General features: G+C 46.1%; 11 protein-coding genes. 2 read left to right on the forward strand and 9 right to left on the reverse strand.

All coding sequences use genetic code 11. The features are described from left to right. Positions 1–21 precede the first annotated feature (21 nt). From pyrF to gyrA, 9 genes are all read right to left on the reverse strand, one after another. On the reverse strand, positions 22–729 hold the full coding sequence (gene pyrF / locus LSG37_RS08060) for an orotidine-5'-phosphate decarboxylase (protein WP_233007135.1): 708 nt from the start codon (positions 727–729) through the stop codon (positions 22–24). A gap of 21 nt (positions 730–750) precedes the next feature. Further along, positions 751–1,881: an N-acetylglucosaminyl transferase gene (locus LSG37_RS08065; RefSeq protein ID WP_233079394.1), complete on the reverse strand. Its 1,131-nt coding sequence runs from the start codon at positions 1,879–1,881 to the stop codon at positions 751–753. 5 nt (positions 1,882–1,886) lie between these two features. Further along, complete coding sequence (locus tag LSG37_RS08070) at positions 1,887–2,129, reverse strand: LapA family protein (RefSeq protein WP_233007133.1); 243 nt, start codon at positions 2,127–2,129, stop codon at positions 1,887–1,889. Between the two features lie 35 nt (positions 2,130–2,164). Beyond that, complete coding sequence (gene ihfB / locus LSG37_RS08075) at positions 2,165–2,449, reverse strand: integration host factor subunit beta (protein WP_008899011.1); 285 nt, start codon at positions 2,447–2,449, stop codon at positions 2,165–2,167. 69 nt (positions 2,450–2,518) lie between these two features. Further along, positions 2,519–4,195, reverse strand: a complete 1,677-nt coding sequence (rpsA, locus tag LSG37_RS08080; protein WP_008899010.1) for a 30S ribosomal protein S1 — start codon at positions 4,193–4,195, stop codon at positions 2,519–2,521. A gap of 101 nt (positions 4,196–4,296) precedes the next feature. Beyond that, entirely contained in the window at positions 4,297–4,977 is a 681-nt protein-coding gene (cmk, locus tag LSG37_RS08085) for a (d)CMP kinase (protein ID WP_233079395.1), read from the reverse strand. Positions 4,978–5,092: 115 nt separating this feature from the next. After that, positions 5,093–6,379 carry a 3-phosphoshikimate 1-carboxyvinyltransferase gene (gene aroA, locus LSG37_RS08090; protein ID WP_233079396.1) on the reverse strand — a complete coding sequence of 429 codons (1,287 nt, stop codon included), beginning with the start codon at positions 6,377–6,379 and terminating at the stop codon, positions 5,093–5,095. Continuing rightward, a complete protein-coding gene (serC, locus tag LSG37_RS08095; RefSeq protein ID WP_233079397.1) occupies positions 6,379–7,458 on the reverse strand; it encodes a 3-phosphoserine/phosphohydroxythreonine transaminase in 1,080 nt (359 codons plus the stop codon). Before serC ends, aroA begins: the two co-directional genes overlap by 1 nt. 251 nt (positions 7,459–7,709) lie before the next feature. Beyond that, positions 7,710–10,334, reverse strand: a complete 2,625-nt coding sequence (gene gyrA, locus LSG37_RS08100) for a DNA topoisomerase (ATP-hydrolyzing) subunit A (RefSeq protein WP_233079398.1) — start codon at positions 10,332–10,334, stop codon at positions 7,710–7,712. Positions 10,335–10,522: 188 nt separating this feature from the next. Here gyrA and ubiG point away from each other — a divergent pair, with 188 nt between their 5' ends. Then, positions 10,523–11,233, forward strand: coding sequence for a bifunctional 2-polyprenyl-6-hydroxyphenol methylase/3-demethylubiquinol 3-O-methyltransferase UbiG (ubiG, locus tag LSG37_RS08105; RefSeq protein ID WP_233079399.1), 711 nt, complete (start codon positions 10,523–10,525; stop codon positions 11,231–11,233). Next, complete coding sequence (locus tag LSG37_RS08110; RefSeq protein ID WP_233079400.1) at positions 11,230–11,907, forward strand: HAD-IA family hydrolase; 678 nt, start codon at positions 11,230–11,232, stop codon at positions 11,905–11,907. Before ubiG ends, LSG37_RS08110 begins: the two co-directional genes overlap by 4 nt. The last annotated feature ends 109 nt before the right edge of the window (positions 11,908–12,016 follow it).

Here is a 12,016-nt window from a genome sequence, read left to right on the forward strand (position 1 = left end):
CAAATAAAAGCTCCTTTTTTCTTAATGCGCGGGGTAAATCTCCCGGTAAATTTGTTGTAAAGCGGATAACGGATCGGCAGCTTTGGTAATTGGGCGCCCTATCACCATATAGTCTACACCAGCCTTTAACGCATCAGCTGGAGTCATCACTCTTTTCTGATCATCAGCAGTGGCAAAAGATGGGCGAATACCTGGGGTCACTAAGCAGAATTCTTTACCAAATTGCTGTTTTAATTCAACAGCTTCTTGTGCAGAACAAACCACGCCATCAAGGCCTGACTTATCAACCAGCCCTGCCAGTCTCAGTACCTGCTGTTGTGGCGTTAAATTAATACCCAACTCCACTAAATCACTTTGCTCCATACTGGTCAATACGGTGACAGCAATCAGCAGAGGTTTTTCTTTGCCAAAGCTTTCTAAGGCTTCACGGGCTGCAATCATCATACGGCTGCCACCAGATGCATGTACGTTCACCATCCACACGCCTAAATCGGCAGAGGCTTTCACTGCTTTGGCTACTGTATTTGGAATATCGTGAAATTTCAGGTCTAAAAACACGTCAAACTTGCGCTGATGCAGCTCTTTGACAAAGTCCGGGCCAAAGTGAGTAAACATCTCTTTGCCAACTTTTAAGCGACATAAAGCCGGGTCAAGTTGGCTGACTAAATTCAGTGCTGCGGATTTTTGTTCAAAGTCTAATGCGACCACTATAGGACTGGTGTTATTCATCACGTTCTCTTTTTTGTCAGATCAGCGACCGTCAATGCCGGTCATTGGCTCTACTGTTTCCCACTGCTGGCAAGACGGACAGAGCCAATAAGGTTGTTTGGTTTTAAAACCACAATTGCGGCAATGATACAGTACTTTGGTATCCAGATAAGCCTGTAACATTTGTTCTATTTCAGCCAGATGTGGCTCAGACGGATCTTGCAACCGTCTGATTTGAATAAACTTTAAAAATAAGCGGATATTCGGCTGCTGCTTCAATTTATCTGTCAGCAAATTTTCAGCTTGTTGCAGATTCTCGCCCTGCGCGTAAAATTGTGCCAGCTCTGCTATAGCGCTGATGTTTTTATGTTTGCGGCTCAGTTCCGTCAGAAGTGCCTGCCACTCTGCTGGTTCTGGTGTTGTTTGCTGCACTAAAGGCAATAACTCAGCAGCCCATTGAGGCCGTTGTTGCAGTATGGCCAGCAACAGCTCACGTGCTTCGGTAAACTCTTCTTCGGCAATCAGTTTTTTTGCCAGTTCGTATTTAGGCCGCAAGGATACCGGATAACGTTGGATCAACTGGCGGTACGCATCGCTTGGCGCCGGTTCTTTACGCCAGGCTTCACAGCTAAAATTCGCCACGCCAATACGTAAGGAACGGGAATCTGTCTGTTCTACTACTGCACGGAAATCCATGGCTTTTTGCCATTCGTGAGTGGCAGTAAATAAGCTAAAGAGTTGTTTTAACACAGCTTCGCGAATGCTTTCGGCCTGAACCAATGCGCTTAATAAAGGCTCTGCTCTATCGTATAAACCCGCACTAAAGTAATCTTTGGCTAGCTCAAACTGTATTTTTTGTGCCTGTTGTTTTGGCAGTTTTAATTGATGCAACTTTTCATGAATACGAATGGCTTTATCCCAGTCACCACGGCGACGGAACAGGTTGGCTAAGGCCAGGTAGGTATCAATAGTAGCGGCTTCCACATCAAGCAATTGCAGTAATTGCTCAATAGCTTTGTCTTCCTGATCAGTTAACAGGAAATTTAAGCCAGAGGATAAGTTTTTGGTGACAGAAGCCCTGCCCTTAAGCTCCTTTTGTTTTTCGCTGTTGCGGCCCATAAACCAGCCGTAAGCGGCGGCGACAGGAAGTAACAGAAATAACAGTTCCAGCATAGGAGTCAGGTTTTATCTGAAGATTTAGCAAACCAACCTTTGGTTTTTGCCTTCAGGATAAAGGCCATAGACACACTCAGGCCAAGTAGAAAACCAGAGACTAAAAACAGAGCGGCGATATCCACCACTCTGAGTTCTGTTTTTGCAATAAGATAATTAAATTCAGCAACTTGCTGATTGAGGGAACCCAGAATAAGCCCGAAAATAATCAGGGCAATAATAAAGACAACATAAAAAAATCTGGTCAAAACTCCGTCAACCCCGTTTTTTAGCTGAAAAGAGATCAGGTGTTAGTTTTCACCCGGTCACGTAATTCTTTACCCGGTTTGAAATGAGGCACGTATTTGCCATCTAATTCCACTTTATCGCCGGTTTTTGGATTGCGACCTACACGAGGTGCGCGGTAATGCAGAGAAAAACTACCAAAACCACGAATTTCGATACGCTCGTTATTCGCCAGTGAGGTGGCCATTTGTTCCAGAATTTCTTTGACTGAAGATTCGATGTCTTTCACCTGGACATGAGAAAAATCAGTAGACAGTTTTTCGATCAATTCAGATTTGGTCATGGACCCTCCGCTGTATCAGTAGAATGAAGGACCGGAGCAAATGCTCCAGCCCTTCTATACAAGCATCAATTAGTCAGCTTTTTGAGCAGCTTTGAATGCTTCGGCCATAGCGTTACCACCAAAATCAGTATCATCCTGCTTTTTGATAGTGTCCATAGCTTCTTTTTCTTCAGCTTCGAATTTCGCTTTGATTGACAGGCTGATTACGCGGTTTTTGCGGTCAACACCCATCAGGCGAGCTTCTACTTCTTCACCAACTTTTAATACTGTAGTAGCGTCTTCGATACGCTCACGAGCGATGTCAGATACGCGAACGTAACCTTCAACACCACCTTCCAGCATTACAGTAGCGCCTTTCGCGTCAACTGCAGTTACGTTGCCTTTAACGATAGCACCTTTTTTGTTATCAGCAAGGTAGCCGTTGAACGGGTCTTCGTCTAATTGCTTGATGCCTAAAGAGATACGCTCGCGCTCTGGGTCAACTTGTAACACAACTGCGTGTACTTCGTCGCCTTTCTTGAATTCACGTACAGCGTCTTCGCCAGTTGAATTCCAGCTGATGTCTGACAGGTGTACTAAACCGTCGATGCCACCGTCTAAACCGATGAAGATACCGAAGTCAGTGATTGACTTGATCTTACCAGATACGCGGTCACCCTTGTTGAAGCCCTTAGCGAACTCTTCCCATGGGTTGGCTTTACATTGTTTCAGACCTAAAGAAATACGACGACGTTCTTCGTCGATTTCCAGGACCATAACTTCCACTGAATCACCTAAGTTAACAACTTTAGATGGGTGGATGTTTTTGTTAGTCCAGTCCATTTCTGAAACGTGTACTAAACCTTCAACGCCTTCTTCGATTTCTACGAAGCAGCCGTAATCAGTCAGGTTAGTTACGCGACCAGTGATGCGAGCACCTTCTGGGTAACGTGAAGCGATAGCGGCCCATGGATCTTCACCCATTTGCTTCAGACCTAAAGAAACACGTTGTTTCTCACGGTCAAACTTCAGAACCTTAACTGGGATTTCGTCGCCAACATTGACGATTTCGCTTGGGTGTTTAACACGTTTCCAAGCCATGTCAGTGATGTGCAGTAAACCGTCAACGCCACCTAAATCTACGAATGCACCGTAGTCAGTCAGGTTCTTAACGATACCTTTAACTTCCATGCCTTCTTCTAAGTTTTGTAACAGTGTATCGCGCTCAGCACTGCTTTCAGATTCGATCACAGCACGACGTGATACAACCACGTTGTTACGCTTCTGATCCAATTTGATTACTTTGAACTCAAGTTCTTTGTGTTCTAAGTGTAATGTGTCACGTACCGGACGCACGTCAACTAATGAACCAGGCAGGAATGCACGGATACCATCGACTTCGACAGTGAAACCGCCTTTAACTTTGCCAGTGATGATACCGATAACAGTAACTTTATCTTCACAAGCTTTTTCCAGGCGAACCCAGGATTCATGGCGTTTAGCTTTTTCGCGAGATAATAAGGTTTCACCGAAACCGTCTTCTACCGCGTCCAGAGCTACGTCGATGATGTCACCAACGCTCACTTCAATCTCGCCAGCCAGGTTTTTGAATTGTTCAACCGGGATTGCTGCTTCAGATTTCAGACCGGCGTCAACCAGTACTACGTCTTTATGAATAGCAACGATGGTTCCTTTAACGATAGAACCAGGGCGAGTTTCGATAGTCTTGAGGCTTTCCTCAAACAGTAGTGCAAAATTTTCAGTCATATTCACTTTTTCAGTTTAAGTGCTCCACGCACAGTCCTGTGTCATGGGGTTGCTAAGTTAACTTGTCATCTTCCTTGCGACAAGCTGTCCAACGTGAAGGTCTAGGCCTGGTTCAACTTTTTACAGACGTTGAGAACCTCGTCCAACACTTGTTCAATGGATTTATTGGTCGAATCCAGCATGTATGCATCGCTTGCAGGCTTTAAAGGCGCTACGGCGCGATTCATATCCCGTTCGTCACGGGCCTGTATTTCGCTCAAAAGGTCGCCGATGTTAACATCATGGCCCTTTTCTTTCAACTCTAAATAACGCCGTCTGGCGCGCTCTGACGCGTCGGCTGTTAAAAAGATTTTAACTTCTGCCTGTGGGAACACCACAGTGCCCATATCACGGCCATCTGCGACTAAACCCGGCGCTTCTTTAAAAGCACGTTGACGGCGTAATAAGGCTTCACGTACCCGTGGTAAAGAGGCAATTTTAGAGGCCACTGACCCTACTTCTTCAGTACGTATGGTATGAGTGACATTTTCGCCTTCCAGCGTAATACGGGTATTGCCTTGTTCGTCACAGGTAAACTGTACATCAAGGTGAGCAGCCAAAGGCTGTAATGCTTCTTCGTCAGAAGGGGCAATCTGATGATGGATAGCAGCTAAAGCTAATACACGATAAATCGCTCCGCTATCCAGCAGATGCCAGCCCAGTTTTTGGGAAACTAAACGGCAAATAGTGCCTTTCCCTGAGCCACCTGGTCCATCAATGGTAATTACCGGCGCTTGTTGCATTCTGCCTCCAAAACAGTCGAACACACAAAAAGATGCGGCATTATACAGAAATAAATGACAAAAAGCGCGGTTTAATCAAGGGGATCGCGTAACCACTTGGGTTACGCGTTACATATCAAACTAAAGTACTGAGTGTGCTAAACACTTCAAAGTATTGAGGAAATGTTTTACGGGTACAATCTGGGTCTTCAATGGTTACCGCAGTGTTACTTAATGCAACCAAAGAGAAACACATAGCCATCCGGTGATCGTTGTAGGTTGCTATGCTGGCATGTTTCAGTGTCGTTGGTGGCGTGATTAAAATGTAATCTTCACCTTCTTCCACTTCAGCACCTACTTTACGCAGTTCCGTCGCCATAGCCGATAAGCGGTCAGTTTCCTTCACGCGCCAGTTGTAGACATTACGGATAGCTGTTGGACCTTCAGCGAACAAAGCTGTGGTCGCAATGGTCATAGCTGCATCAGGAATGGCGTTATAATCGCGGTCTATGCCCTTTAACTGGTTACGGGTAACCGAAATGTAGTCATAACCCCAGTCTACTGTTGCTCCCATAGCTTCTAAAGCGTCGGCAAAGTGAATATCGCCCTGCACTGCATTTTTGCCAATACCTGTGACTTTTATCGTACCGCCTTTAATAGCTGCAGCTGCGAGGAAATAAGAAGCAGAAGATGCATCCCCTTCAACTAAGAAATCACCAGGCGACTGATACTGCTGATTGCCTTTGACAACAAAGCTTTGATAGTTCTTGTTTTCGACCACTACGCCAAAACGAGCCATCAAGGCCAAAGTAATATCAATATAAGGTTTAGACACCAGCTCGCCGCTAATGACAATTTCGCTGTCACCCGATAATAAAGGTGCAGCCATCAGCACAGCAGTTAAAAACTGACTGGAGACAGAGCCATCAATACTGATTTTACCGCCAGCAAGCGCTTTACCGCGAATACGCAGCGGCGGATAGTCTTTGTGCTGCAGGTACTCGATATCGGCATTCCACTGCAGCAATGCATCCACCAGATGACCAATAGGACGTTCGTACATCCGTGGCTCACCTGTTAAGGTTACATCGACATTGGACACAGCCAGAGCTGCAGTTAACGGGCGCATCGCCGTGCCGGCATTGCCTAAAAACAGCTCAAGAGGTTCTTTATGCTGAAATACGCCCGCCACACCATTGATTTCGCACACTGTTTTATCCGCAGATAACGAAAACTGTACGCCAAGTGCTGTTAAGGCATTAAGCATATGGCTGACATCATCGCTATCGAGCAAATTGGTGATACGGGTTGTGCCTTTGGCTAAAGCGGCCAGCAATAAAGCCCGATTGGAGATACTTTTTGAACCAGGTAAATGCACCACGCCTGAAACTTTAGCGATAGGTTCTAAGGTTAAAGTTTTCATCAGCCGTGCACCCGCTCAAATTCTTTCATAAAAGTCACTAAAGTTTGTACGCCTTCAAGTGGCATAGCGTTGTAGATACTGGCGCGCATACCGCCGACCATACGATGGCCTTTTAATGCCAACAAACCATTGGCTTCGGCTTCGTTGACAAACAAGTCGTTCAGCGTTTCGTCACCCAATAAAAACGGTACGTTCATCGAGGAACGGAATTGAGGCGCTACGTCGTTGCGATAAAAATCGCTTTGATCGATATAACCATACAAGGTTTCGGCTTTAAGCTTATTGCGTAGCTGCATAGCTTCAACACCACCCTGACGCTTCAGCCACTGGAAGACTAAACCAGCCAGATACCAGGCATAAGTGGGCGGCGTATTAAACATACTGTCGTTGTCAGCGGCCAAACGATAATCTAAAACGCTCGGAATGCTGCTGCCTTTGGCGGGTAACAAGTCTTCACGCACTATGGCAAGAGTTAAACCTGAAGGCCCGATATTCTTTTGAGCTCCGGCATAAATCACACCATAACGGCTGACATCAATATGCCGAGATAAGATAGTGGATGACAGATCGGCCACTAAAGGCGCTTTGGTGCTGGGTAAGTCGATAAACTCCATGCCATCCACAGTCTCATTCGGGCAAAAATGCACGAAGCTGGCATTGTCATTGAGCTGCCAGTCTGAAGTTGGTATTAAAGTGCGAAGGCCATCTTGCTTAAACTGAATCGCCTGAGCTTTTAAGGCAGTGAATTTTTCGGCTTCTTCAACAGCAGCCTTAGACCAGGCGCCTGAGACAATATAATCTGCACTGACACCAGTTTTAGCTAAATTCAGTGGCACAGCAGAAAACTGACCGCGACCACCACCGTGCATAAACAGCACTTTGTAGTTGGCTGGTATGCACAATAAATCGCGCAGGTCCTGCTCTGCCTGAGCCGCAACCTGCATAAAATCTTTGCCTCTGTGACTCATCTCCATAATGGAGCAGCCGCGACCGTGCCAGTTGATCAACTCTTCCTGTGCCTGTTGCATCACTTCCACCGGCAACATAGCCGGGCCAGCACAAAAGTTATAGGTGGTCATCTCTTGCTCCTGTTACAACGCTTTATCGAATAAAAAACAAATTAGAAAACGGCTTTGGGTCATCTATGGATGATCTTTATTTTGTGGCCTTGGGTTTATCAGTGAAAGATCTATCTACGAATAATCCTGACGTCTGGACGGCTCTTTCTAAACAGCCGCTACTTTAACGCACTTTACAAAAGACAGAAATAAAAAAGGGGCCAGATCACATTATTTTTTAAGTAATGTGATCTGGCCCCTTCTTAACAGTCTTACTCTTCTTCGCCGTCCGCTACAGTATCCTCTGTCGGATTTTGTGCGGCTAAGGCTGCAGCTTCCGCTTCTGCGGCTGCTACTTCGTCTTGATCCTGAATTTCGTCGATGCGTTGTACACCTACTACTTTTTCACCTTCGATGGTGCGGATCAAAATAACACCGGCAGTGTTACGGCCTACTTGTGATACTTCGCTGACGCGGGTCCGTACCAGTGTGCCTTTGTCAGAAATCAACATGATTTCATCCAGCGCATTCACTTGTACTGCACCTACCACCAGACCATTACGTTCAGAAACCTTAATAGAGACTACGCCTTGAGTAGCACGGCTCTTCTCTGGGTATTCCTGCAGCGCGGTACGTTTACCGTAGCCGTTTTCAGTCACAGTTAGAATAGCGCCTTCGCTCTTCGGAACAATCAATGACACCACAGAGCCGTTTTCGCGTAAGCGGATACCGCGAACACCTGTAGCTCCACGCCCCATTGGACGAACCTGATCTTCTTTAAAGCGCACTACTTTACCGTCGTCCGAGAACAACATGATCTGGCTGTTGCCGTCTGTGATATCCACACCAATCAGCTGATCGCCTTCGTTCAGATTCACAGCAATAATGCCGTTGCTGCGTGGACGAGAGTATTCAGTCAGTGAGGTTTTCTTCACAGTACCGTTGGCAGTGGCCATAAACACATACTTGCCTTCTTCGTATTCACGAACCGGCAGAATAGCGGTGATACGTTCGTTTTCTTCCAACGGCAGTAAGTTAACTATTGGCTTACCACGGGCCTGACGGGAGGCCAGCGGTAATTGATACACCTTCATCCAGTACAGACGACCACGGTTCGAGAAACACAAAATCGTATCGTGGGTGCTGGCGATCAACAACTGGTCGACAAAGTCTTCATCTTTTACTGTAGTTGCCGCTTTACCACGACCACCACGACGCTGAGCTTCATAGTCAGACAGAGCCTGATACTTGGCGTAGCCTAAATGTGATAAAGTCACGACCACGTCTTCTTCAGTGATCAAGTCTTCCATGTTGATATCCATCGCGTTGTCCTGAATTTCAGTACGACGGGCATCACCATATTGGGCTTTTGCAGCCTCTAACTCTTCACAGATCACTTCCATTAAACGCTCCGGGCTACCCAGAATGTGTAATAACTCAGCAATCAGCAGTAATAACTCTTTGTACTCGTCCAGAATTTTTTCATGTTCCAGACCAGTCAGTTTGTGTAGGCGTAAATCCAGGATTGCCTGAGCCTGTTGTTCAGTCAGGAAATACTCGCCATCACGGATACCAAAGTGCTCTTCCAGCCATTCAGGACGAGCGGCATTTTCACCGGCGCGTTCTAACATGGCGCTGACATCACCTAACTGCCAGCCACGAGCCACTAAACCTTGTTTGGCATCGGCCGGGCTTGATGAGTTTTTGATTAAATCAATAATTTCATCAATGTTGGCAAGAGCTATGGCCAAACCTTCTAAGATATGAGCACGGTCACGGGCTTTACGTAAGTCATAGACTGTTCTGCGTGTCACCACTTCGCGGCGGTGCAACACAAAACATTGCAGCATGTGCTTTAAGCCCATCAACTTCGGCTGGCCCTGATCCAGGGCAACCATGTTGATACCAAACACAGTTTGCATTTGAGTTTGGGTATACAAGTGATTGATCAATACGTCTGACGATTCGCCACGTTTCACTTCAATCACAATACGCATACCGTCTTTATCAGACTCGTCGCGTAATGCTGAAATACCTTCGATGCGTTTTTCTTTCACCAGCTCGGCGATTTTTTCAATCAGACGGGCTTTGTTGACCTGATAAGGAATTTCATCAACAACAATAGTCTCGCGACCGGTTTTTTCGTCAGTTTCAATATGAGTTCTGGCGCGGATATACACCTTGCCACGACCGGTGCGGTAGGCTTCTTCGATGCCACGACGGCCATTGATAATAGCGGCTGTCGGGAAATCTGGTCCCGGCATCAGTTCCATCAGTTCTGGAATGCTGATATCCGGATTCGCAATCAATGCCAGACAGGCATCAATCACTTCATTTAAATTGTGTGGCGGAATATTGGTCGCCATACCCACTGCAATACCAGACGAGCCGTTGACCAGCAGGTTTGGAATTTTAGTAGGTAATACAGCCGGGATCATTTCAGTGCCGTCGTAGTTAGGCACAAAGTCGACTGTCTCTTTATCCAGGTCGGCTAATAATTCCCCTGCGATACGCGACATACGCACTTCGGTATAACGCATCGCTGCTGCAGAGTCGCCGTCTACGGAACCGAAGTTACCCTGACCGTCAACCAGCATGTAACGTAAGGAGAAAGGCTGAGCCATACGAACTATAGTGTCGTATACAGCGCTGTCACCGTGTGGATGGTATTTACCTATGACGTCACCGACGACACGGGCAGATTTTTTGTAGGCTTTATTCCAGTCATTGCCTAACTCTTTCATCGCAAACAAAACGCGACGGTGAACTGGCTTTAAACCGTCCCTTACGTCCGGTAAGGCACGCCCCACAATAACGCTCATTGCATAATCGAGATAAGAATTCTTTAATTCTTCTTCGATATTAATGGGAACAATTTCTTTGGCCAAATTTGTCATAAAAAGCTTTTTTCCCTTAAATCAACAAGATACCCGCGTTTTTTACTGTAATGGGTCGCGGGACAAAGGCGGATTCTACCACAGAAAAAATACCTTGCCAGTTCTGTTGTGCTTTGTACAGATGTGTCTGGTGATTGCTCAAACAGATCAAGGCTTTATAATAGGCAAAATTTTAAATGGATACGCTTATGAACCCCTCTTCCAATGTTGATCCGGCCGAAATTGCCAAGTTTAATGAAATCGCATCCCGCTGGTGGGATCCGTCCGGTGAATTTAAGCCGTTACATCAACTGAATCCTTGCCGCTTGGCCTTTATCAGCGATCAGGTTCAAGGTTTATTTGGTAAAAAAACTGTAGACGTTGGCTGTGGTGGTGGCATTTTGGCTGAAGCTATGGCGAAAGCCGGTGCTGAAGTCACCGGCATTGATATGGCCGACGAAGCTTTAACAGTGGCCAAATTACATGCATTGGAATCTGCTGTAACAGTTCAGTATCAACAAAGCACTGCGGAAGACTTTGCCGCAGCCAATCAAGGTTCCTTTGATTTAGTGACCTGCATGGAAATGCTGGAGCATGTGCCTGAACCTGCTTCCGTGGTGAAGGCTTGTGCTGATTTAGCCAAACCAGGCGCGACCTTGGTGTTCTCGACCTTAAACAAAACCTGGAAAGCCTATCTGATGGCTATTGTCGGAGCTGAACAGGTCCTCAAACTGGTACCTAAAGGTACACATGAGTTTGAGAAGTTTATCCGCCCTTCTGATCTGATGCGTTTTATCGATGATGCGGGTTTACAGGTGGTGGATGCCACAGGTCTGCACTACAACCCTATTAATCAATCCTTCCGCACTGGCCCTGGGCTGGATGTAAATTATTTTGTAGTAGCGAAAAAGCCGTTATGACCCAACAGCTCATTCAACTTAAAAAACCAGCCGCCATTTTGTTTGATTTAGATGGCACGCTGGTCGATACCGCACAGGATTTAGGCGCAGCACTGAATTTTGTACTGCGACAGCATGGTATGCCAGAAAAAAGCTACGAAGAATACCGTCCTATGGCATCGCATGGTGCCAAAGGTTTACTGCAGCTTGGCTTTGGTGAAGCGATAAAAGACATTGATTTTGGTAAGTCTCGTCAGAGTTTGCTGGATTATTACCATGAGCACAGCGGTGTGCACAGTTGTTTGTTTCCAGGCGCTGAAGAGTTATTTGCAGCGCTTGAGGCACGCAACATCCCTTGGGCTATAGTGACCAATAAACCTTATAAGCTCGCCGCCAAAGTACAACGTCAGTTACCTGCCTTGCTAAAAAGCCGTTTGTTACTAGGTGGCGACAGCCTTTCACAACGTAAACCTGATCCAACTCCTTTATGGATGACTGCTCACTATATACAGGTCCCAGCAAACCAGTGTTGGTATATAGGAGATGCAGAGCGCGACATAGAAGCTGGACGTCGTGCTGGCATGCAAACCGTGATGTGCGATTTTGGTTATGTTGGGCCAGATGATAAAACTGAACTTTGGGGCGCAGATTTACATATTTCCCACTTCATAGACTTGATCCGACACCTCGACTGAGTTCAGTTTTTTCATATTTTTGGTCAATTAAAAATCACCTCTTTGCGGGTGATTTTACTAATCACTTAAAATTTAACCGAACAGACAAAATAGATTTTTTACTGAAAAA

Source organism: Rheinheimera soli (assembly GCF_021290985.1).
Lineage (GTDB): Bacteria > Pseudomonadota > Gammaproteobacteria > Enterobacterales > Alteromonadaceae > Pararheinheimera > Pararheinheimera soli.

Excerpts from the sequence above, each read along its gene's own strand:
- serC (WP_233079397.1), bottom strand. The coding sequence starts at position 7,458 with ATGACCACCTATAACTTTTGTGCTGGCCCGGCTATGTTGCCGGTGGAA.
- LSG37_RS08065 (WP_233079394.1), bottom strand. The coding sequence starts at position 1,881 with ATGCTGGAACTGTTATTTCTGTTACTTCCTGTCGCCGCCGCTTACGGC.
- ihfB (WP_008899011.1), bottom strand. The coding sequence starts at position 2,449 with ATGACCAAATCTGAATTGATCGAAAAACTGTCTACTGATTTTTCTCAT.
- rpsA (WP_008899010.1), bottom strand. The coding sequence starts at position 4,195 with ATGACTGAAAATTTTGCACTACTGTTTGAGGAAAGCCTCAAGACTATC.
- ubiG (WP_233079399.1), top strand. The coding sequence starts at position 10,523 with ATGAACCCCTCTTCCAATGTTGATCCGGCCGAAATTGCCAAGTTTAAT.
- LSG37_RS08110 (WP_233079400.1), top strand. The coding sequence starts at position 11,230 with ATGACCCAACAGCTCATTCAACTTAAAAAACCAGCCGCCATTTTGTTT.
- cmk (WP_233079395.1), bottom strand. The coding sequence starts at position 4,977 with ATGCAACAAGCGCCGGTAATTACCATTGATGGACCAGGTGGCTCAGGG.
- gyrA (WP_233079398.1), bottom strand. The coding sequence starts at position 10,334 with ATGACAAATTTGGCCAAAGAAATTGTTCCCATTAATATCGAAGAAGAA.
- aroA (WP_233079396.1), bottom strand. The coding sequence starts at position 6,379 with ATGAAAACTTTAACCTTAGAACCTATCGCTAAAGTTTCAGGCGTGGTG.
- pyrF (WP_233007135.1), bottom strand. The coding sequence starts at position 729 with ATGAATAACACCAGTCCTATAGTGGTCGCATTAGACTTTGAACAAAAA.